The organism is Limosilactobacillus pulli, from assembly GCF_947381555.1.
In the GTDB taxonomy this organism is placed as follows: Bacteria; Bacillota; Bacilli; order Lactobacillales; family Lactobacillaceae; genus Limosilactobacillus; species Limosilactobacillus pulli.
On the sequence record NZ_CANCWQ010000016.1, the window covers coordinates 18,825 to 39,616 of the forward strand.

Annotated in this window: 20 protein-coding genes and 1 pseudogene; 10 read left to right on the forward strand and 11 right to left on the reverse strand. The window is 46.0% G+C overall.

The window, feature by feature from the left end; all coding sequences use genetic code 11:
• The first annotated feature begins 13 nt into the window (after nucleotides 1-13).
• Both QOS03_RS06085 and QOS03_RS06090 read left to right on the forward strand, forming a co-directional pair.
• Nucleotides 14-424 carry a helix-turn-helix domain-containing protein gene (locus QOS03_RS06085; RefSeq protein ID WP_283575727.1) on the forward strand — a complete coding sequence of 137 codons (411 nt, stop codon included), beginning with the start codon at nucleotides 14-16 and terminating at the stop codon, nucleotides 422-424.
• Between the two features lie 10 nt (nucleotides 425-434).
• The gene (locus QOS03_RS06090) at nucleotides 435-1,292 is read left to right on the forward strand and encodes an SAM-dependent methyltransferase (RefSeq protein ID WP_283575728.1); all 858 of its coding nucleotides are present in this window, start codon (nucleotides 435-437) and stop codon (nucleotides 1,290-1,292) included.
• A 243-nt stretch (nucleotides 1,293-1,535) separates the two neighbouring features.
• Here the strand turns inward: QOS03_RS06090 and QOS03_RS06095 are convergent, their stop codons facing one another.
• Both QOS03_RS06095 and QOS03_RS06100 read right to left on the reverse strand, forming a co-directional pair.
• Nucleotides 1,536-2,003, reverse strand: coding sequence for a hypothetical protein (locus QOS03_RS06095; protein WP_283575729.1), 468 nt, complete (start codon nucleotides 2,001-2,003; stop codon nucleotides 1,536-1,538).
• A gap of 3 nt (nucleotides 2,004-2,006) precedes the next feature.
• Nucleotides 2,007-2,414 carry a hypothetical protein gene (locus QOS03_RS06100; protein ID WP_272215436.1) on the reverse strand — a complete coding sequence of 136 codons (408 nt, stop codon included), beginning with the start codon at nucleotides 2,412-2,414 and terminating at the stop codon, nucleotides 2,007-2,009.
• 134 nt (nucleotides 2,415-2,548) lie between these two features.
• On the opposite strand from QOS03_RS06100, the gene QOS03_RS06105 reads away from it, so the two are divergent.
• Nucleotides 2,549-3,007, forward strand: a complete 459-nt coding sequence (locus tag QOS03_RS06105; RefSeq protein ID WP_169461645.1) for a universal stress protein — start codon at nucleotides 2,549-2,551, stop codon at nucleotides 3,005-3,007.
• A 68-nt stretch (nucleotides 3,008-3,075) separates the two neighbouring features.
• On the opposite strand, the gene ptsP is transcribed toward QOS03_RS06105, so the two are convergent.
• Nucleotides 3,076-4,809 (reverse strand): phosphoenolpyruvate--protein phosphotransferase, encoded by a 1,734-nt coding sequence (gene ptsP / locus QOS03_RS06110; RefSeq protein WP_283575730.1) that lies wholly within the window; start codon nucleotides 4,807-4,809, stop codon nucleotides 3,076-3,078.
• A gap of 211 nt (nucleotides 4,810-5,020) precedes the next feature.
• Nucleotides 5,021-5,680: a Crp/Fnr family transcriptional regulator gene (locus QOS03_RS06115; RefSeq protein WP_283575731.1), complete on the reverse strand. Its 660-nt coding sequence runs from the start codon at nucleotides 5,678-5,680 to the stop codon at nucleotides 5,021-5,023.
• Between the two features lie 200 nt (nucleotides 5,681-5,880).
• On the opposite strand from QOS03_RS06115, the gene QOS03_RS06120 reads away from it, so the two are divergent.
• Nucleotides 5,881-6,678, forward strand: coding sequence for an IS982 family transposase (locus QOS03_RS06120; protein ID WP_283575732.1), 798 nt, complete (start codon nucleotides 5,881-5,883; stop codon nucleotides 6,676-6,678).
• A gap of 285 nt (nucleotides 6,679-6,963) precedes the next feature.
• Here QOS03_RS06120 and QOS03_RS06125 read toward each other — a convergent pair whose 3' ends face one another.
• The 3 genes from QOS03_RS06125 to QOS03_RS06135 all read right to left on the reverse strand — a co-directional run bounded on the left by QOS03_RS06125 (nucleotide 6,964) and on the right by QOS03_RS06135 (nucleotide 11,380).
• Nucleotides 6,964-9,363: a phosphoketolase family protein gene (locus QOS03_RS06125; protein ID WP_283575733.1), complete on the reverse strand. Its 2,400-nt coding sequence runs from the start codon at nucleotides 9,361-9,363 to the stop codon at nucleotides 6,964-6,966.
• A gap of 474 nt (nucleotides 9,364-9,837) precedes the next feature.
• The gene (locus tag QOS03_RS06130; RefSeq protein ID WP_272215444.1) at nucleotides 9,838-10,641 is read right to left on the reverse strand and encodes a Cof-type HAD-IIB family hydrolase; all 804 of its coding nucleotides are present in this window, start codon (nucleotides 10,639-10,641) and stop codon (nucleotides 9,838-9,840) included.
• 10 nt (nucleotides 10,642-10,651) lie between these two features.
• Nucleotides 10,652-11,380, reverse strand: a complete 729-nt coding sequence (locus QOS03_RS06135) for a GntR family transcriptional regulator (RefSeq protein WP_283575735.1) — start codon at nucleotides 11,378-11,380, stop codon at nucleotides 10,652-10,654.
• 263 nt (nucleotides 11,381-11,643) lie between these two features.
• Between QOS03_RS06135 and ybaK the strand changes: the two genes are divergently transcribed.
• The 3 genes from ybaK to QOS03_RS06150 all read left to right on the forward strand — a co-directional run bounded on the left by ybaK (nucleotide 11,644) and on the right by QOS03_RS06150 (nucleotide 14,404).
• The gene (ybaK, locus tag QOS03_RS06140; protein WP_272208846.1) at nucleotides 11,644-12,144 is read left to right on the forward strand and encodes a Cys-tRNA(Pro) deacylase; all 501 of its coding nucleotides are present in this window, start codon (nucleotides 11,644-11,646) and stop codon (nucleotides 12,142-12,144) included.
• 5 nt (nucleotides 12,145-12,149) lie between these two features.
• Complete coding sequence (locus tag QOS03_RS06145; protein WP_283575736.1) at nucleotides 12,150-12,890, forward strand: hypothetical protein; 741 nt, start codon at nucleotides 12,150-12,152, stop codon at nucleotides 12,888-12,890.
• A gap of 80 nt (nucleotides 12,891-12,970) precedes the next feature.
• Nucleotides 12,971-14,404 (forward strand): C69 family dipeptidase, encoded by a 1,434-nt coding sequence (locus tag QOS03_RS06150; protein WP_283575737.1) that lies wholly within the window; start codon nucleotides 12,971-12,973, stop codon nucleotides 14,402-14,404.
• A 38-nt stretch (nucleotides 14,405-14,442) separates the two neighbouring features.
• Here QOS03_RS06150 and QOS03_RS06155 read toward each other — a convergent pair whose 3' ends face one another.
• Nucleotides 14,443-15,828, reverse strand: a complete 1,386-nt coding sequence (locus QOS03_RS06155; protein WP_283575738.1) for a Na+/H+ antiporter NhaC family protein — start codon at nucleotides 15,826-15,828, stop codon at nucleotides 14,443-14,445.
• Between the two features lie 401 nt (nucleotides 15,829-16,229).
• Between QOS03_RS06155 and QOS03_RS06160 the strand changes: the two are divergent.
• Nucleotides 16,230-17,052, forward strand: a pseudogene (locus QOS03_RS06160) (sugar phosphate isomerase/epimerase family protein).
• Here the strand turns inward: QOS03_RS06160 and QOS03_RS06165 are convergent.
• The 3 genes from QOS03_RS06165 to QOS03_RS06175 all read right to left on the reverse strand — a co-directional run bounded on the left by QOS03_RS06165 (nucleotide 17,049) and on the right by QOS03_RS06175 (nucleotide 19,076).
• Complete coding sequence (locus QOS03_RS06165) at nucleotides 17,049-17,567, reverse strand: DUF1836 domain-containing protein (protein WP_169461635.1); 519 nt, start codon at nucleotides 17,565-17,567, stop codon at nucleotides 17,049-17,051. The pseudogene QOS03_RS06160 and the gene QOS03_RS06165 overlap by 4 nt on opposite strands.
• A gap of 101 nt (nucleotides 17,568-17,668) precedes the next feature.
• Nucleotides 17,669-18,193 carry a saccharopine dehydrogenase related protein gene (locus QOS03_RS06170; RefSeq protein WP_169461634.1) on the reverse strand — a complete coding sequence of 175 codons (525 nt, stop codon included), beginning with the start codon at nucleotides 18,191-18,193 and terminating at the stop codon, nucleotides 17,669-17,671.
• 19 nt (nucleotides 18,194-18,212) lie between these two features.
• On the reverse strand, nucleotides 18,213-19,076 hold the full coding sequence (locus tag QOS03_RS06175; protein WP_283575739.1) for an ATP-binding cassette domain-containing protein: 864 nt from the start codon (nucleotides 19,074-19,076) through the stop codon (nucleotides 18,213-18,215).
• A gap of 156 nt (nucleotides 19,077-19,232) precedes the next feature.
• Between QOS03_RS06175 and nrdI the strand changes: the two genes are divergently transcribed.
• Entirely contained in the window at nucleotides 19,233-19,691 is a 459-nt protein-coding gene (nrdI, locus tag QOS03_RS06180; protein WP_283575740.1) for a class Ib ribonucleoside-diphosphate reductase assembly flavoprotein NrdI, read from the forward strand.
• A gap of 125 nt (nucleotides 19,692-19,816) precedes the next feature.
• The gene (locus QOS03_RS06185) at nucleotides 19,817-20,710 is read left to right on the forward strand and encodes an aldo/keto reductase (protein ID WP_283575741.1); all 894 of its coding nucleotides are present in this window, start codon (nucleotides 19,817-19,819) and stop codon (nucleotides 20,708-20,710) included.
• The last annotated feature ends 82 nt before the right edge of the window (nucleotides 20,711-20,792 follow it).

A 20,792-nucleotide genomic window follows, 5' to 3' on the forward strand; every position in this document is an offset into this window, starting at 1 on the left:
AGGAAGTGAGCGTATGTTTCCAGAACGTCTTCGTGCCCTAAGACGGGGTCAAAAAATCACCTTAAAAGAACTTGCCCAAGCGTTGAACGAACACCTGGGACCCGATGAAAAACCCAACACGCCATCTCAGATCGGCAACTGGGAACGTGGCATTCGGACCCCTTCATATATTGAGGCCCGCAAATTAGCCGAGTTTTTCGATGTCAGCATGGACTACCTGTGCGGCAAAACGGAACGTGATGAACATGATTTGGCCAAGATGTTTTTCTCAAACCAAGACTTGCTGTTTGAGAACACCGTTTTAACCAGCCAGGACCGTTATGAGATTTTCCAGTTGATTAATGGCTATCTGCAGGGACGCAACCATCGCAACGAGACCGATACCTTCTACGGCAAGCAGGAACAGCTGAATCTCAAGTTTTAAGGAGCTTTCAATGAATCCTAAACAATTAAAGAAACTCAAAAAACAAGTCAAAAAAGCCCACAAAGTCGTTAAAAAGCAGCCCTATATCGAACAGCTGATGGCCTATCGCGATCTGTTTGAAGACTTTCCGCAGATCAAGTTTTTGATCAATAACGCCTTGGAAAGCGACCGCTTGATTAAAAACGGTCTTTTACCCCAGCCATTGCCTAAACTTATGCTGCCAGACAATATTCAAGACATCATCTTTCAAAAGGTTAATGAGCAGTATCCACAAGGTAATCCAGAAGGCGATCAGCTCTGGGACCGCTACGTTGCTGCCTTGCCCAAACTGGATCAGCTGTTGCGAGACTACCGCGACTATCTGGAAGAAACCTATGGCATGTGGTCTTATGTCAATGCACCATACATCAAAGCTCTTTCTGAATATCTACACGGTCGACCAACGCTTGAGATCATGGCTGGCAATGGCTATATTTCAGGTGGGCTGAGAAATCTAAGGCCAGCACAGACAATCTATGCCACCGACAGTACTGACTGGACTCATGAAAACGAGACCGGCAAGCATCCCGTGACTACCATTGAGCCATTGGACGCCTTAACTGCCATTAAAAAATACGGCAGCCAGGTTGATTACGTCATTATGTCCTGGTCACCAGACAAAGTGGAGATCGACTGGGAAGTCCTGCAACTGCTGCGCAACGATTATCCTGAAGTCAAGCTGTTGGTGATTGGCGAAAAGAACGGGGCTACCAATTCGGCTAAATTCTGGCAAAACGCCCAGCTCACTCAAGATGCCGAGTTGCAAAAAGTCAATGAGCATCTGCATTCATTTGACCTGATTGATGAACAGATCTACCTAGCTCACTAAATGGCAAAATAAAAGACCGCCGAAGGATTTCTCCTTCGACGGTCTTTCTGCGTATTGATACTATCTCAGGCTAACAGCGAACGTCCACTTTCGCCATTGCCAAGCCCCTTGCAATCCGGCAAGTTATGGGCTTCGCTCGAAATGTCATTTCCGCTCGCGCGGGGCAGCCAAACAAGGGTCGGCTGCCTGACCTCTCGACTCATCGCAATGGCTAGAATAGCACATTTAAAGCCTGCATGCAAACTATTCGGTTGCCTTGGCGGCACGATGCTCGTTAGTTTGGGCCAGCTGTTTGGCAATCCAGGTCTGCATCTTTTCAACCAAAGTCTTAACTGAATCATTCAGTTCTTCAGCAGAGGCCAACTGATCAATCCGTAGCTCTGAAGCATTCAAATCGGCTCCTGAAGCTACCATGTACAGATTAACCGGCTTAGCATCATTGCCTTCCAAAAGCTTGGGATCAAGACGGATAGCCTCAGCCATTGGAATATTGATCAAATTGGTTTCTAAAGCGACTTCAAGCGGATCGCCGGTTGGCATGGCAACTTGCCAGACATAGCGAGCCAGATAGCCGGCATCAAGCTGGTCGATCACGAACTGCAGCCCTTTTGTAAGGATGTCAGCCTGTTGAATACCGACTGCATGGGTTAAATCAGTTTGCGTTTTTGCCTTATCAAGCTGGGCCAGATAGTCATTAACCGTTAATTCCATTGCTTATCGCCCCATTTTGTTGATTTCTTGAATTGAGTAGTAGTGACGCTGCTTCATACCATACCAGATCCCAGCAATGCATAAAATAATCCCCAGAATTGCCAGTACCTGAACGAATATCCCGTATACGGAAGCCTTGGGCCGCACCACCTCGAAGGCTCCCCAGTCAGCAGCTGCATAGTAGAGCATCACCAATACCGTTACATAACCGTCAAATCGCCAATCCAGGGCCGCTAAAAAGTCAACGACCACCGAAAGGGCAACGATCAGCCCTGCTCGCCATAAAACCGTGCTGCTGACCAGTGACGTGCCATGCTGGTGATACATCAGCAGCTCCAAGGTCAGCGCAATCAGCATCGTAACCGTAGAAATGGCAATCACTTTGACGACATTGTTCGATACTTTCTTCATTTTAAAAATTCTCCTCATAATTTGCTTGGCAACAAGACCATTCTACTAGAAAGCGCTGTAAACCTCAATTACTCTGCCGATTGCCGGCCAAAAATATTGTATACTTAAACTAACAAGATTCAGGAGGGAAAATAATGGCAGACGGACAATATCACAACATTTTAGTACCAGTTGACGGCTCAAAAGTTACGGCACAAGTTTTGGAAAAAGGCATTGCCATGGCTAAAACCTGCGATGCTCACTTAGACATCTTAAACGTCGTGCAGGTAACGCAGCTTTCTGATGGCTATGCACCAGCCAGCTCACTTTCACCGGATCAGACCTATGACCTGGTGAAAACGACGCAAGAACGCTTGGAAGATCTCAAACAAAAAGCAATCGATGCCGGTGTAACCGACGTTGCCATCCATGTTCGCTTTGGTAATCCCAAGCAGGTAATTGGCCGCGACTTTCCTAAGGACCACAACAATGACTTGATCGTAATCGGCTCAACTGGCCTATCAGCTTTTGAGCGGATCGTTTTAGGCTCGGTTACCGGCTATGTAATTCGCGTTGCCAAGCCTGACGTTATGGTGGCTCGTACGCAAAAATAACAATTATTTACTCACAATAAAAAGACATGTCTCCAGTTCGGAAACATGTCTTTTTTGTGCAGTTATATTTAATCCAGGTTCAAGCCGAGCCGTGTCTTTACCATTTCCTCAACCTCATCTGCCGTGTAGCATAGGTTGATGGCGTCGTTGGCCCACTTGGCACATTCCTTAGTGTCCAGATCCTTCATCATGCTCCGCGTCCGCAGAATCGAGCTGGCACTCATGGAATACTCATCCAGCCCCATGCCCAGCAATAATGGCATAGCCAGCTGATCACCGGCCATTTCACCACACATGGCCGCCTTGGTGTTGTTGGCGTGAGCGGCGTCAATCACGTGCTTGATCAGCCGCAAAAAGGCGGGGTTCAATGGCTGGTACAGGTAGGAGACGGCATCGTTGCCACGGTCAGCCGCAAAGCAGTACTGAATCAGGTCGTTGGTCCCGATACTGAAGAAGTCGACCTCTTTGGCCAATTGATCGGCGTACAGGGCAGCCAGCGGCACTTCGATCATCATCCCGATCTTGACGTTGTCGCCTAGGCCGGGATGATCCTTTTGCAGCTCGTCCTTGCATTCCTGGTAGATTGACTTAGCCTGACGCAGTTCAGCCAGCGTGGCGATCATTGGGAACATGATCTCAACCGGACCGAACTCGGAAGCCCGAATCAAGGCCCGCAATTGCGTCTTGAAGATGTCTGGGCGGTGCAGGCAGATTCGAATTGCCCGATAGCCCAGGAACGGATTCATTTCCTCTGGCAGCGGCAGGTAATCCAACGGCTTGTCACCACCGATATCCAGCGTCCGCACGACAACCGGCTTGCCCTTCATGCCAACAACGGCCTTCTTGTAGGCTTCAAACTGCTCGTCTTCGGTTGGGAGATGGTCGCTGCTCATGTACAGGAATTCGGATCGGAACAGACCGACCCCATCGGCACCCTGCTTAACGGCATCCGCCACGTCATCGGGAGTCCCAATGTTGGCCGCGATCTCAAAGTGCTTGCCGTCTTTTGAAGCGGATGGGGCGTCCACTAATTTGGCCCATTCGGCACGCTCTTTTTCAAATGCCGTGGCCTTCTTTTGGTACTCATCGATCTCAGCCTGGCTTGGATCAATGATGATGTTGCCGTGCAGACCGTCAACGATTACCATGTCGCCACTCTTAACCGAACTCGTAACGTTTTCGGAGCCTACCACGGCTGGAATCCGCAGCGTCCGTGCCATGATGGCCGCGTGACTGGTCCGGCCGCCCAGATCAGTTGCCAGCCCCTTGACGAATTTGGCATCCATCTGCGAGGTATCGGATGGGGTGATCTCCTTGGCAATGATTACGACCGGCTCGCTGATGGAGGCGATGTCTGGCAGCTGCTTGCCCAGCAGATGACTCAGTGCCCGCTTGGCAACGTCCTTCACGTCAGCGGCCCGTTCCTGCATGTACTTGTTGTCGGTCATAGCGGCCAAGACGTTGGCAAAATCAGTCGTCACGTCTGTCATGGCTTCTTCGGCGGAAACGTGCTGACTTTCAATTTCATCTTTGATCTGACTCTTCATTTCTGGGTCGGACAAGATGGCAATATGGGCATCAAAGACTTCCAGCTCCTCATCACTCAAGCGGCTCTTGGCGTTCTGCTTGATGGTGGCCAGATCGGCAATTGAAGCACTAAAGGCTTTTTCTACCCGATCGTATTCGGCGACTGGATCATTAATCTTTTTCTTTTCAAAACTAAGGTCTGGATCGATCAACAGGTATGCCTTGGCAATTCCAATACCGTCACTGGCGGCAATCCCTTTAATGATTTGTGGCATAATTTTTGTCCCCCTCATCAATTCTCTAAATGTCAACCGTTTGACATATATTAACTTCGTATATTATAAACCGTTATCATTTGTATTTCCACCATTATTTAAGCGGTTGCATAAGTATTACTACGGGAATTGTCTAAAAAATCAACGGTTAAGTTTGCTAAACCGGCGATTCTTTTGTGACTGGCAAAATTTAGCCGCCTGCTGATTCACCCTAAAAATCAGCCAGAATCTGAATCTTACGTACCGAATGTCTGATTAACCCTTGCCGCTCAAGCACTTGAATCTTGCGTGAAATAGTCTCGGGCGTAGTACCAAGATAGGTTGCCAGGTCCTTTAATTTCATCGGTAAGGTAAATTCACGTGAGTGCTGAACCTGCATTTCTTCTTTTAAATAATCCTTAAGCCGCTCTTCAATCGAATCCAATCCCAAAAGATGGTTTTGAGCAGCCAACTGACGATTTTTCTTTAAGGTCAGCTGTAAAAGTCGCATCGCAATGGACGGATATTGATTTAACAGTTGAGCAAAATCTTCATATGAAATGGTACAAATCTCAGAGGTACGCTCAGCTTGGGCAAAAGTATCGACGTTTTCGATGCCAAACAGCCATGCCTCACCTTCATGCTCGCCGGCTGCCAGCATTCTCAACATATGCTCTTGTCCTGATAATGAAAGCTGGTAGATCTTAACGGCGCCACTTTCAACAATGATCATCTGCCCTTTTTCACCTGGTGCCAAAATCTGATCACCACGACTAAAACGATAACGCCGTACCAAACTTTCAACTTTTTGCTGATCAGACAAGGCCAGCTGATTAAACAGCGGTACGGTGGAAACGCAGAGATGCTGATGATGGTGAATGTGATCTGTCATATTGGTCGCCCCTTTAAGTTGGTAATAACATGCGAATTGCTAGTTCGTAATATTTAACAAAAAAAAGCCCAACATAGTTAGACTCATAAGTGACAAAAAACAAAAAGGAGTCTTAGCTATGTTGAACCACTTTCAGTTTAAGCTTTATCGTCATGATTTTCAAATCAAATTCAGTCGCTGTCGCTTAATGATGAGTCCATTTGCTTAAGCGTTATGCATCCAGAAAATACCTGGAGCGTCGAAATATTGAAAACTCCAAGCTGTCTGATGCTGCTTTGCTGGCATTAATGTGCTTGAAGGTTCAGTACCAGGTCGCAACTTGGCGGAAATTCTGCCAGTTGGTCAGTGACGTAATGCCTTCTCTGCCAATGTTGGATTATTCTCGGTTTATGCGTCGCTGTAAAAATCTGATTCCTATTTTCCAGTCAATTCGCTCTGGCCTAATCGAGATGTCCAGTTATGGCGATATCGCCATTATTGACAGCTTCCCATTGCCGCTGTGTCAAGATCACCGCAAGTTTCGGGCGATTTTGTTCCAATGCTTTGCGGATATTGGATACAACGCTACCAAACAAAAGTATTATTACGGCTTCAAGGTACACGTGGTTACGGATACGCAAGGACTGATTCTTAACTATGAACTTACTCCAGCCTCAATTCATGACGCTAAGGCTGCTCCAGAAGTTATCGAGAATTGTCCATGTCCTTTTGTCATTGCCGATGTGGGTTATGTTGGTAAAAAGCTCCAGCATATTTTTTCGCAAATGGGCTATCAGCTATGGACGCCATACCGTTCCAATATGCGGTTCGCCAAACAACACGACAGCCGGCAACTCAAAAAAATTCGACGCCGAATTAAGAGCTGCTTTGCTGATCTAACGCGACAGGGCATTGAACATACACTTACTCGTAGTCTGAGTGGTCTGCAAATGAACATTGAGGCAATTATGCTGACCCATAATTTAGAAGTCATGGGAATGTTACAAACTAGCAACTAACGTATAATAACAGTATATTCTTATTTGTCTCAATAAAAATTGATATTAATCAAGATGGCGTCATTATTTCGAACGACTGATCGGCAATTAAAAATAAATTGATGCTAATCAACCATTATAAATTAAAAAAATTTAAAACCATCAAAATTAATGGGCAGACTTCAATCAATCCAATTTTACGAGATCTGCTTAACGGTTTTCGCATGGAACTGTAAAAACAAAAACCGCCCGACTCAAATGAATCGGACGGTTTTCATATTAAGGTTTTAGTCAAGCGAAGTTAAATTACTTCAGACCCTTCCAAGTCCAGTCTTCAACTTCTGGCAGGTCCTTACCTTCAGTACGGATGTAGTGGTTGTGCTTGTCAACCATGTTGTCCATTTCGTTTACGAAGGCAGCAGCCTTTTGTTCGTAACCAGGTACGCTCAAGATAGCATCCTTAGCCAGGTGGAACCGGTCAAGTTCGTTCAGCACACGCATGTCAAATGGCGTCGTGATGTCACCATTTTCTTGGTAGCTGTGAATGTGAACGTTGTGGTTGTGACGGTCAAAGAACAGGCTTTGAATCATGTCACGGAAGCCGTGCCATGCGAAGATAACTGGCTTGTCGGCCGTGAAGTAACGGTCAAATTCTTCATCAGTCAGACCTTCAGCGTTCTTGTCAGGCGTCATCAGCTTCATGATTTCAACAACGTTAATGTAACGAATCTTCAGTTCTGGGAAGTTGTCGTGCAGAATGTCGATAGCTGCCAGAGCTTCTTCAGTTGGTTCCGTACCAGCAGATACGAAGACAACATCTGGTTCTGCGCCTTGGTCAGTAGATGCCCAGTCAACGTAGCCCAGACCGTGGTTAACGATGTTAGTGGCTTCGTCGATGGAGAACCATTGCAGACGTGGGTGCTTGGACGTAACGAAGACGTTGATGCATTCGCGGTCGTTGAAGGCCTTGTCGGATACAGCCAGCAGTTCGTTAGTGTCGGCTGGCAGGTATTCCTTAACCAGGTCAGCACGTTCCTTTTCGTACAGGTGAGTCAACAGACCTGGATCTTGGTGAGTGTAACCGTTGTGGTCTTGTTGGAATACCGTAGAAGTGTCAACAAAGTTCAATGCTGGGTAGTCATGACGCCAGTATTGTTCCTTAGCCTTACGCATCCACTTCAGGTGTTGAGTCAGCATGGAGTCAACGACACGACCGAATGATTCGTAAGTAGCGAAGAAACCGTGACGACCAGTCAGCGTGTAACCTTCCAGCCAACCTTCTGCTTGGTGTTCAGAAAGTTGTGAGTCAATCATCCGACCTTGACGTGCCAGGTCTTCGTCGTTTGGTTCGTGGATGTCTTCCATCCATTGACGCTTGTCGTTGTCCAAAACAGCGTACAGACGGTTGGACTTGGATTCGTCAGGACCGAAGCCACGGAAGTTGTCTGGGTTCAGTTGGAACATTTCGTCCAGGTACTTGCCCCATTCAATCATGTCTTGCTTCTTAACGACACCGTGACCTTGTACGTCAACAGCGTACTTGCGGTAGTCTGGCATTACCAGTGGCTTAGGATCCAAACCACCGTTAGTGATTGGGTTCATAGCCATCCGCTTGTTGCCTTCTGGCGTGTTAGCCGTAACCTTGGCAACTGGAGCACCGTTTTCGTCAAACAGTTCTTCCGGCTTGTAGGACTTCAGCCAGTTGATCAGCATGTCCTTGTGTTCCATGTCGTCTTGTGCGACTGGAATTGGAATTTGGTGAGCACGGAAAGAGTTTTCGATTGGGTTGCCATCCAAGTCCTTCTTAGGACCAGTCCAACCCTTAGGTGCACGCAGGATTACCATTGGCCATTGTGGCATGGAGTCGTCACCAGTTTCACGAGCGTGCTTTTGGATAGCCAGGATGTCTTCGATAGCAGCATCCATCGTCTTAGCCATTTCTTCGTGAATTTCCATGGTGTCCTTGTAGCCATCAAAGCCTTCGCCGTTGTAAGCAGAAACGAAGTATGGCTTCCAGCCCATACCTTCAAAGTACTTAGTAAGTTCTTCGTCGCTCATACGAGCCAGGATCGTTGGGTTGGAGATCTTGAAACCGTTGATTTGCAGGATAGGCAGAACAGCACCATCCTTGATTGGGTTGATGAACTTGTCAGAGAACCAAGAAGCGGCCAGAGGACCAGTTTCGGCTTCACCGTCACCAATTTCAACAGCTGCAATTTGGTCTGGGTTGTCCAGAATTGCACCTACACCGTGGGACAGGGAGTAACCCAGTTCCCCACCTTCGTGCAGCGAACCTGGCGTTTCAGGAGCAGCGTGTGAAGCAGTACCACCTGGGAAGGAGAAGTGCTTGAACAGCTTAGCCATACCAGCTTCGTCTTGGGTGATTTCTGGGTAGATTTCCGTGTAGGAACCGTCCAGGTAAGAGTTGTTGACCATAACTTGGCCACCGTGACCTGAACCTTCAATGTAGAACATGTTTACATTGTACTTCTTGATAACACGGTTCAAGTGTGCATAAATGAAGTTTTGAGGAACAATCGTACCCCAGTGACCAATTGGCTTTGGCTTAACGTCGGAAGGCTTCAGTTCGCGACGCAGCAGTGGGTTGTGCATCAGGAACAGCGTACCAACAGAAAGGTAGTTGGCTGCCCGCCAGTAAGCGTCAACAGTTTCCAAGTATTCCTTGGAATCGTAATTTACTGCCATCGATATTACACTCCTTAAATAAAATAACTACGTTCTGACTATAACGTCTCGTAAACCTCAATCAATTTACGCTATCTATGATATAGGATTTTTTCTAAAAGTCAACCTTTTTGAAAATTGATACGGTCCAATTATCAAAAATCCAATTCAGCCTTTGCTATAAAAGGCTTTACCAAAGCTGCCTCAATTGATTGAACACCCAAATTTTAGCAGAATTTCTTTAAAAAAGGCGGGTTTTTCGCTCTAAATTTTTACTAAGAAACGAAAAAGAGAGTGAGAAAAAACTCCGAAAATTAGCTTGCAACCGATTTTCGGAGTTTGCCTTCGAACCTCCGCAAGGATGGCTAGGTCGGTCAAATGCTGATTTATCAGTGTTTAAACTGCTAGCCAGCTACTGCGCTAAGGTATTATTATCCATACGTAGTTAAGAGGTTAAGTTAATTCCCAGCCTCTTTAATACTGCTATTAATTTGTCTAAACATTCATATCAAATCGTTCGATGATCTTGTTTAAGACACCATTCTCATCATTGCTGCCACAGCGAAATTTAGCCGCTGCAATAGCTTCAGGAGCACTTTTGGCCATTGCATAGCTTTCGCCAGCCAGTTTGAGCATGGTAGCGTCGTTTTGACCATCGCCAAATGCCATCAGCTGACTGGGCTGCCAGCCCCGTTCATCCAACAATCGTTTCAAGCCGGTTGCCTTATCCAGTCCGGGAATAATCAGATCCATGTTGCCATAGCCGCTTGAAACTGGATGCACGATGTCGCCAAAGCGATTGATAACCTCATCCATCCAGTTCCGGGTTTCTTTGGGCGGAACATCCATCATAAACTTGACTACCTGATCATCAATTTCAGCTAATGATTGAATTTTTTTCATATGAATGTAGTGCGACTGGACGCGCTTGACAAAAATCGGATCCTCATCAACGAACGCAAATGCATGATGCCGACCGGAAATAATCAGATGTCCACCTGGAATTGAGCGAAAAAAGTCAACCAAGGTAGCGACCTGTTCTTCAGTAAAGCGACCGCAATAAATCTCTTGACCACGATCGATCAGCTCAACGCCATTTTCGGCAACGAAGGCCATTCCCTCGGCTTCTTTGGGGAAGCGTCTTTCAACCAGCTGATAGATTGGATTACCGCTGGCAACGACAAACTCAACATTTTTTGTCTGCAGCTGAGCATAGACCTTTTCAAATAATGGTCGATCAAACGTGCTTTGCGAGTTTAGAAAGGTACCGTCCATATCGACAGCGATTGCCTTAATCAAATTAATCCCTCTAATCCTGGTTAAGATTGACAAAAGTATTGTATTTCATATATTGATAATGCACGCGCATATTTGAGACCTCAAACGGCGTTCCATCATCCAGGAAAAAGACCCCTTCCATTACGCCAACAGGTTCCGTCGGTGCAAGATGCAGTTCTTTTCGGTCCTCTTCACTGGAAGGCGCGACCGAAATCGTCATAAACGAACGCGTCACAGTCTTATTTTGCGATTCTTCTAAATAATTGAAAATCGATCCTTCTACCACGGCTGGCGAAAGCGTCGGCATGATTTTGATTGGAATATAGCCTGTCTCGATCATGAACGGCTGATCATCAATCAAACGCAGACGCTTAATCTGATAAACAAAATCATTGTCATTTAAAAACAGATCCTGCTGAATCTCTTGACTGGCAGGCACGACCTGATAATTTAAAAGCTTGATGCCCTGCTCTTTGCCATCAAGCTTAAAGCTGTCGGTGATTCCCAGGTTGCTGCCCTCATAGCGAAACATTGCTTGATTTTTTAAGTAGAGCGGGTTGATAAAGGTTCCCGAGCCGCGTTTTTTAAAGATGATACCCTGCTGCGCCAGAATACCCAAGGCCCGTTTAATGGAACTTCGGCTTACTGCATAGCTGCTGCTGAGGGTACGTTCATCGGGAAGTTTCATATTCGCATAATCGCCATTGAGTATCTTATGTTTTATATCGCGCATTACTGAGCGGTATACTAAGTCTGCCATGTCATTACCCCTCGATCGGTTCATCGACCCTGTCTTAACTGTTAATATCTAAATCAGTTCATAGTATATCAAATCTCTTGATAATTGGTTACTATTTTTCGATTGATTGGTCCGTCCCAGATTTGTGAAAGCCGCAAATTTTAAGACTCAATCTATAATTGGGCCCTACTTCATCCCGTTATCAATTCATGGTAAAACATGGCATAATAAGCTTACTGTTATAATAATCAGCTGGCCGGTACTTTAATCACAAGGAGAAGTTTATGAGCAAAAAAAAGCAACGCATCAAAAAAACACAAGTCGAACAAATTTTAGATAAAAACCACGTGCCTTATCAACAAGTGATTTTCCCCACGGTTGAAGATGGTGACGTGCGATCACTAAAGGTTGATCATCTGGGCATTGACGAGCACCTCATCTATAAGACACTGGTTTTGAAAGGACCTACGACTGGACCATTGGTTGGCGTGGTACCCATTGACAGTCATCTTGATGAAAAAGCATTGGCGCGAGTTTCTGGCAACAAAAAAGTCGATATGGTACCGCTAAAGGATCTGCTGAAAACGACTGGTTACGTCCATGGTGCCAACACGCCCGTCGGCATCTGGGAAAAGCACAAATACCCCATCTTTATTGATAATGATGCCAAAACCAGCGAAACGATCTACGTCTCATCCGGTCAGATTGGTCGTTCCGTTGCCCTCAATGCCAAAGATCTGGCTGAACTGGTGCACGCCCAGTTTGCCGATCTGCAGCAGCACTAAGCATTATGAATAATTATTTTAGAATTCTGGGTGCCCTGGCACTCTTTTTGGTATTGATTCCAGTGCTTTTGGGGACCATCACCGTCTTGATCAGTCGCCGCAACAAGGTCTTGACCGTTGTCATCGGCGGGTTTTATGCCCAGATTATCCTTGGCGGCGTCGGTGTAATCATTCATGAATTGAGTCATCTGCTAATGGCATTGCTGTTTGGCCATCAAATCGTCAGTTTTCGTCTATTGCATATCCCCAATCCCAGCAATCCTGGCGACAATGCCCTGGGATATGTCAACCATGCCTGGAACGAGCACAGCTTCTATCAGCGCGTCGGCAACGTCTTTATCGGTATTGCGCCGGTAGTCGGCTGTACTCTGGCAATTATTGGTTTGACTCAGTGGCTGGTACCAGGCATTTTTGAACTCTGGCAGGCCGTTATTGCTCAGGCCGAGATTCCACAAATTCAGCTAACGGCAGGCCGTCTGATTCTATGGCTGATTCTGATTGCCAATATTGCCATTGGCGGCTTTGATCTCAGCAGCGCCGATCTGGAAAATTCGGCCACGGGACTGATGATGCTATTGGCAGTTTTTTTGATCACGGCTTTGATTCTCAGTCAGTTTACAACGGGACCCCTTGTTGCCCAAACGCTGCGGAACTGGCTGGCGCCATTTTACTGGTCGATGATCTTTGCTCTTTTAATCAATCTATTGATGCTGGGAATTCTAAGCCTGCTGAGTCGCCTGGGATAATTGACCTGCCATGCCAATATGCTTAAAATTGTTTTTATAACACAATTAGGAATCTTTGTAGAAAAAGAAGGTTTAGCAAAATGAAGAAAAATCTGTCTGCCTGCACCACGGTTCTGGTCGGCAAAAATGCTACCATCGATGGCTCGACTATGGCTGCTAGAAATGACGATACGTTTGGTCCCTTGACCCCACAGCGTTTTGTTACCTATCCGGCATATCATAATCAGCCAAACCAGGTTAAGGCCTACCTCAACAAATGCGTAGTTGACCGTCCTGCTGATGGCTATCGCTACCAAGGGACGCCAAACGTCAACTACAAAACGGAAGGTGTCTTTGACGAAAGCGGTTTTAATGAAAAAAACGTTGGCATGAGTGCTACGGAAAGTACCTATTCCAACGAGCGCGTCTTGGCATTTGATCCATTGGTTGAGGATACCGGTATTAACGAGGACTTGATCGTGGCCGCTACCCTGCCATTTATCAACAGTGCTAAAGAAGGGGTACGGTACCTGGGCCAGCTGATCAAAAAGTACGGCTCGGCAGAAGGCAATGGCGTAATTTTCAGTGACAAAAACGATGTCTGGTACATGGAGATCATCACCGGTCACCACTGGGTCGCTCAGCGCATTCCCGATGACTGCTATGCGGTAACCGGCAATCGAATCGCCATTCAAGAAGTCGACTTCAACGATCCTGAAAACTTTATGTGGGACGATACGATTCGCGAATTCGTTGACGAGCACCACTTGAATCCTGATCGTGATGGCTGGAACTTCCGGCACATCTTTGGTACGGCAACAGTCTTTGACCAGCACTACAATACGCCACGTCAATGGTACGGACACAAGGTCTTGAATCCAGATGTCGAGATGAACCCACTGGACTTTGATCTACCATTTGTTATGAAAGCAGACCACAAGATTACCTTAGAAGACGTTCAAGAAGTTTTGAGCAGCCACTACCAAAACACGCCTTATGATCCGCTGGGTCATGGTACTGACGAAGAAAAGCACATGTTTAGGCCAATCTCGTTGAATCGGACCCAAAACTCACATATTCTACAAGTTCGGCCTGATCTGCCAGAAGCGGCCTCTACGATTATGTGGATGAGCTTTGGGATTCCTACGTTTACGCCTTACGTACCATTCTTTGGCAATGCGGCTGACGTAGATGCCAGCTACAAGAACACGCCTAAAGAGCTCAATATGAATCTTAAGAGTGCCTACTGGATGTACCGAGCCCTTTCGATGATTGTTGAAAGCCATCACGCTGAGTTCCTGCAAGCTGATCTAGACTACCTAAAGGATGCCCGTCAATATTTCTACAAGTGGATCGACGAAACGGCTCCTTTGGTCAAGGGCATGGACAACAATGCCGCCAGCGACGTACTAAGCGAAAAGACGCATGAGATGGTTGCTGAAATGGCCAAGCGCACCAAGGAATTGATGAGCCAGCTGATCATGCACGGCCTAGAACTTTCCAAACTAACCTTCATCATGGATAAAAACCTTTAATAACAAAAGCGCACCTCAACCGAGGTGCGCTTTTTGTATTAAGCCAATGCCTGCTTTTGATTTTTCCGCTGCCTTCTTCCTGACAATGCCGCCAGAATCAAAGTTACCAATGGGTTAAGCAACGGGTAGAGCGTAAAGGCAACGTAGCCGTAATCATGCAGACTCAGCGTGCCGGCAATAAAGATCCCGCTAACGCTCCATGGTACCAGTGGATTGATGTCGGCACCACCAGCTACCAATGAGCGCGTCAGCATGTTTTTGGAAAGATACTGTTCTTCGTAGGCCGATTTAAAGGCCGTTCCTGGCAAAATCTCAGAAAGATATTCTTCGCCGATCATTACGTTGACGGCTACCCCACTGACAATGGTTGCCAAGACCAGCTTAAATGGCGTGTTCACCAATTTTTGTAAGGCAAGCAGCAATTGATCAACCACCCCATATTGCATCAAAAGCCCACCCATCGAAAGAGCACATAAAATTAGGGCAATTGAATTAAGCATGTGGGCAATCCCGCCGCCAGACATCAATGTATTAAGCAGCTTGCTGCCGTGCATCTGAAAACCGTTCATTAATAGATTGCTGATCTGCGCAAATGACAGCGACGGCGTCCAGATTTTGGCTAAAACCAAAGCTGTAAATGAGCCCGCCAGCAACGTTGGAATTGCTGGCACCTGCCGCAGCGACATGATCAAAAGCACCAAAATTGGCAGCAGCGACCAGGCCCCAACATGGAAACTGGCCTTGAGCGCCTTACTGATAACATCAACGCGTGACAGATCGGCACTGGTACTTCTAAAACCAATCACAGCGTAGATGACAGCAGCAATCAAGGCGGCAGGAACCGCGGACTTGGCAGTGTTTTTCAAGTGCTCGGGAACCCGATTGCCAATCAGACTGGTCGTCAAATTGGAAGTATCAGACAATGGTGACAGGTTGTTGCCCAAAAAGCCGCCGGCAACGATTGCTCCCGCCGTCATGGCATCACTAAAGCCCAGCACGTGACCAATCCCCATAAAGGCCAATCCTAAAGTCGAAATCGTCGTAAAGGCATTGCCTACGATAATTCCTACAATGCCGCAAGTTAAAAAGACGGTGGGAATAAAGAACTTGACTGAAATCAAATCAAAACCGATGACCATAATCGTTGCAATCGTGCCCGATGCCAACCAGGTACTGATCAACAGGCCGATCATCATAAAGATCATCATCGGAATAATCCCTGGCTTGATCCCTTCAGCAATGCCATCAATAATCTGATCCCAGGCAAAGCCACGCAACCGACCATAAAATAAAAGCAGCGTAAAGACGCACAGGATCGGAATCTGGGGACTCATCTTGTATTTGATGATCAAGGTTCCTAAAATCAAAAACATAACAACGATTACGCCCAGACTTTCCGTCATTCTTAGCTGTTGCTTCTCCATTGGCCATTCATCCTTTCCAAAATAAAAACCGCCACGCTGCTTCGTGACGGCCATTCAGATGAATCATCAGTCGCCACGTAAAACCGCGGCGGCATCATGCCAAGCTTCCGCGGATACAAGCTGTTTTGTGCCTGCATCCATAACGAATACAACCACTATCTTTTACAGATAGCGTTGATAAGACGTTGCCTTAGAAAATACTTGGATCATGATTTCATCTCCGTAATCAAATTTGTTGGCCCCATTATAGGACCTTAAAATTAGAAATTCAAGATAAAATAAGATTTTTTTAATTTCACCATAATAAACTCGATCAGCAATGAAACATAATTCAAGGCAACGCCCCACAACTGGCATATAATTAAAACGATAATTTGTTTAAAGAGGAGGGCAATTTAACAATGAAGATACTGCTTGGACTAAAGGGCAGCAGTAATCTGGCCCAGATTGACGATCGACTGCAGCATCATCCCGACGTTTACGAATTTTATACTGATGCCAACGACTTCACGCCCGATGGCTATCAGCATTTATATGAGGCCGTTCAGTACGTGCTGAGTCATGGCGTCAAAAAGATCGTACTGCATCATCCGATGAAGTTTGGTCAGACCCATGCCGAGATCGTAGCTCCTGAAAAGCAGTTTCCAAAATTATACCGATTCATCGAAGATACTACGATGCAATTGATCAGATTGGCCAAAGATCTTGACGTCCAATGCCTGATCCACGGCGCCTATGCTCAGGAAACGACTGAATATATCGATTGTTATCCCGATCTACAAACAGCTCAGCAGGCAGCGTTTGATCGGTTGGATCGATTCGCTAAGGCCGGTGGTGAACACATTATGTTTGAAAATTCGATTGCCCCGGTTTTTTTCCTATGGTGATCCAGTCATGGAAGACGAGATCTTGAGGCATCATTATCGTTTGGCCTTTGACACCTCGCATTGTTTTATCTGGCTGCATGGCGACAACCTTGGTCTGCAAGGATCACTGAGCCATCTTAAGGATCAGATCGTTCATTATCACTTGGTTGATTCAATGGGCCAGACTCATGACAGTCTAACTTTGGGAACCGGCAAAATTGACTGGCGCGAAGTTTTGCCACGATTGAATCCAAATGCCACCAGCATCTATGAGATCAATCTAAAAGATCAAGGCAATTGCCAAGAACAGCTGCAGAGTCACGCCTATCTGACCGAGCTGGCTCAAAAACTTGACTAGCCTTTTTTAACGTCACGTGGCTGTTGTGCTTCTTTCATGTTTTTTAAAAGCTCAGCCGCCTGCATGCGATTAAACAGCGTTTCGACAACGTAACCGATCAATTGGTCATTAACTGCATCTAGCTGGTTGTCAGCTGGCGCTGGTTCATTACGCAGTCGTGCATTCATCAGATCAACGAAGCGGTCATAGGCTTGCTGCGGATAGTTGTTGATCGTCACCTGCTTGATACCTTCATGAATTGAAGGTATCGAAAAACTGCCCTTGAGCATGGCAACCATAATCACGGCCGCCAGCTGGTAGCGTGAGTACTTCTTTTTCACTGGGGCCATGATGATGCCCTTTTTGACATAGTTATTGATCATGGACTTGGTGATCGGTGCAATTCCCAGTCCCAGAGCACGATCATTGACCAGCGCCACGACCTGATCAACATACAGATCTAGGTCAGGCAATTCATCCCAATGTGGCAGCTGGATTTTGCTCAGATTAGCTTGCCAGCGTTCAAAGCTTGTCATTTAGAGTCCCCCATTTCAATGGATAGTCTAATCATGTTACTAGTTTTAAAAACAAGTATACCGCATCAAGACACTCAGCTACTCATCAAAGCATTTTGATTCTAGTCTTCAATACCAATTGACTGATTGTAATAGCGGTCAGTCATTAAGGCCGCTTTTAAAACCTGCGCCGCTTGTTTTAAACCAACTGCTTGTCCCGTCAATGGCTGACCTTCATCAACGATCTTTAAGGCGGTTTCGCGTGGAACAATCGGTAAAGAGCGTACGATCACATATGGAAATTCCAGCTCATCAATCATCTTGATGGCATACTGATGAGCCAAAACCGTATCGAGCGCTGATTTGCCATACCAAGATTCTAGCTGTTCTTTGGCTGCGTCATCGGCAGTCCCGGCAATCGAGAGCATAACGATCTTTTTAGGTGTCTCATGACTGTCATCAATTAAATCAACCAGGTCATAGACATCTTGATCAACTGGATCATTTGCCATGGGCAGCCAGCATAATGTATCCTGGCTCTGCAGCTTAAAATGAAAACTTGGTTCAACGATGGCTTCTGGCAGCCGTTCATGCAGCTGCTCAATCAATCTATCGGTACGCTGGCCAATCAATACGATTCGATTCATAAAAATCACCTCATTAGATCTAATAGGTCATCAATTCGTCTTCGACCGTGGCATCCTCTATCCGGACATCAGTGATCGTGCTTTGCTCCAGCAATGGCAAGATTGCTTGAATATTGCCGGCATACAAAAAACGTGTTTCTTCAGGGGCCTCTTCTAAGATATGAGCCCCAAGTCTTTGCGCCGTTTCAATCGGAAAACCAGTCCCAAAAACCGTGATTACGCAGTCAACGCCGGTTCGCGGATGCAGGTGACGCGTTGAGGTCAGATAACCGCGGCTAAAGTAGTAGATATCATCAGCACAGCTCATCATGGTGGTTATATTGCTGCTGGTCATCAAAATCAGAGCATCGGTTTTTTGAGCATAGCTGCGCAACAGTTGCCAAACTGCTCTGGCATGGCGCAGCGCCAGTTGATCCGTGGCATGATCAAGCAGAATTACATTGGGCTGTTTAACCAGCAGTAGAATAATTCGCAGCGTGATTTTTTGATCCAAACTCAAGCTACCGATTGAATGCTGCCCATCAAGAGCAAACTGTTTTAAGATCAGTTCAGCCTGCTCATCATCAATCGAATGATCACTGCTTTTTTGCGCTTGGCGAATGGCCTTTTGAATCAGCCAATGATCCTTTATTTTAAAATCATCCAGCATACCGATTATCTTTTCAGGATGACGCAATGTTTTTAATGGCTGGCCGTTGATTTGAATCGTGCCGCTGGTTGGCTGGCCACGTTTACGCAGCAATGCAAACAGTGTCTCGCCAAACAGCGGATCATCACTGCAAAAAGCAGCAACATTAGGCGATTGCAGCGTCATATCGATATTTGACAGTTGACTGCCATTTTCCGCCTCAATCGTCAAATTATGAATAGCTATTTCAACCACGGCAAATCATTCCTTTCAGTGCTTTAAATTTATTATAACTTGATTGATCCAACAAACCTATCGATAAAATCTCATGAAAAAGACAGTATCAACTGTTAAGAAAATCAGCTAAAATGTAGGTTATCGACTATTAATAAGAAAGAGGACGCAAACGATATGAACATTCTGTTTATCTCCATTGAGGGCAATACTCGCTCTTTTTTAACTCGTCTGCAGGCCTATGCCCAACAACAGCACAGTTTTAACGAGCAGCTGCCTACCATTAATCTTAAGGAAATTACCGACCAGACGCTACCAGCTGCTGAAACCGAGCCCTTCTTTGCCTTTGTACCAACCTATCTGGATGGCGGCAATGGTTTTGATTCGGGCGTTAAAGAACTAATGACCAATGCCTTAGGCGAATATATCGCTGAAAACGACAATACCAAAAAATGCCTGGGGATCGTTGGCAGCGGCAACCGTAACTTTAACGAACAATACTGTCTGACTGCCCGTAAGTATTCCTACGAGTTCAAGGTACCATTTTTGGCTGACTATGAGTTGCGCGGTACCAGTCAAGATATTGAACAAATCTACGCAATTCTGACCAAGCGCTGGCAACAGGTCAACGCCTAGATAATTGGATTTATGGCATGGCTAGCGTGGCCATGCTTTTTTATTTTTCTTAGTTTCACGTGCACGATCAGTTTTATAATAGCAATGGGCTGCAATCAGTCATTATAAAACGGAGATGAATTAACATGAATCAGAACCTACAGCCAAAAATCCAGTTAAATAACGGGCTCTTAATGCCTCAAGTCGGTCTGGGCGTTTGGAAAACTCCTCTTGACGTCACCCGAAAAATGGTTAGTGATGCATTGGCAAATGGCTATGTCTTATTAGATACAGCCAAGCAGTATGGCAATGAAAGCGCGGTTGGCCAAGGGATGCAAGATGTCTTTAATTCAACCGGTCGAACGCGGCAAAGTATTTTTTTAACCACCAAGATCTATAATGGCGATCAAGGCAGCTATGACCGGGTACGCAAAGGATTTGAAGGCCAGCTTAAAGCACTGCAGACTGATTATGTTGATCTTTTACTGATGCACTGGCCGGTCAATGACCTTTACAATCAGACCTGGCAGGCCATGGAAAAAATCTATGCAAATGGGCAGGCCAAAGCAATCGGTGTCTGCAACTTTAACGTTGAGCGAATGAGTGATTTATTGGATCATGCCAAAATTACGCCGGCCATCAATCAAATCGAGTTTAATCCCAAGATTCACCAACCAGCCATTGTCAACTTCTGCCAGCAGCATGGCATTCAGATGGAAGCCTGGTCGCCATTGGGTAATGGTCGACTTTTGCATGAACCGATCATCGAAAAGATTGCACACTCCCATCAAAAAAAAACTGCCCAGATTGAGTTGCGCTGGGCCATTCAACATGATCTGATTGTAATTCCCAAGACCACGCATCCTGATCGCATGAAAGAAAACGCGGATATCTTTGATTTTGATCTGTCGCCAGAAGAATGTATCCAGATCGATTCATTGGATACTGAAGAACATGCCATCTGGTACGATAAATTCAAATGGTCAGGCAATCCTGATGGCATCGATAACGTCATTGCCGATCCAGAAAGTTTCAGATAATAAAAGAGGCTGGGAAAAAACTCTCAGTCCAAAATGAAAGCCGGACGATGAATCAAATCTTGGTTCATCGTCCGGCTTCTTA

Coding starts and splice junctions, on each gene's coding strand:
- QOS03_RS06095 (WP_283575729.1), bottom strand. CDS start 2,003: ATGGAATTAACGGTTAATGACTATCTGGCCCAGCTTGATAAGGCAAAA.
- QOS03_RS06155 (WP_283575738.1), bottom strand. CDS start 15,828: ATGGAGAAGCAACAGCTAAGAATGACGGAAAGTCTGGGCGTAATCGTT.
- ybaK (WP_272208846.1), top strand. CDS start 11,644: ATGAGCAAAAAAAAGCAACGCATCAAAAAAACACAAGTCGAACAAATT.
- QOS03_RS06105 (WP_169461645.1), top strand. CDS start 2,549: ATGGCAGACGGACAATATCACAACATTTTAGTACCAGTTGACGGCTCA.
- QOS03_RS06185 (WP_283575741.1), top strand. CDS start 19,817: ATGAATCAGAACCTACAGCCAAAAATCCAGTTAAATAACGGGCTCTTA.
- ptsP (WP_283575730.1), bottom strand. CDS start 4,809: ATGCCACAAATCATTAAAGGGATTGCCGCCAGTGACGGTATTGGAATT.
- QOS03_RS06165 (WP_169461635.1), bottom strand. CDS start 17,567: ATGACAAGCTTTGAACGCTGGCAAGCTAATCTGAGCAAAATCCAGCTG.
- QOS03_RS06100 (WP_272215436.1), bottom strand. CDS start 2,414: ATGAAGAAAGTATCGAACAATGTCGTCAAAGTGATTGCCATTTCTACG.
- nrdI (WP_283575740.1), top strand. CDS start 19,233: ATGAACATTCTGTTTATCTCCATTGAGGGCAATACTCGCTCTTTTTTA.
- QOS03_RS06090 (WP_283575728.1), top strand. CDS start 435: ATGAATCCTAAACAATTAAAGAAACTCAAAAAACAAGTCAAAAAAGCC.
- QOS03_RS06085 (WP_283575727.1), top strand. CDS start 14: ATGTTTCCAGAACGTCTTCGTGCCCTAAGACGGGGTCAAAAAATCACC.
- QOS03_RS06125 (WP_283575733.1), bottom strand. CDS start 9,363: ATGGCAGTAAATTACGATTCCAAGGAATACTTGGAAACTGTTGACGCT.
- QOS03_RS06150 (WP_283575737.1), top strand. CDS start 12,971: ATGAAGAAAAATCTGTCTGCCTGCACCACGGTTCTGGTCGGCAAAAAT.
- QOS03_RS06115 (WP_283575731.1), bottom strand. CDS start 5,680: ATGACAGATCACATTCACCATCATCAGCATCTCTGCGTTTCCACCGTA.
- QOS03_RS06145 (WP_283575736.1), top strand. CDS start 12,150: ATGAATAATTATTTTAGAATTCTGGGTGCCCTGGCACTCTTTTTGGTA.
- QOS03_RS06135 (WP_283575735.1), bottom strand. CDS start 11,380: ATGGCAGACTTAGTATACCGCTCAGTAATGCGCGATATAAAACATAAG.
- QOS03_RS06170 (WP_169461634.1), bottom strand. CDS start 18,193: ATGAATCGAATCGTATTGATTGGCCAGCGTACCGATAGATTGATTGAG.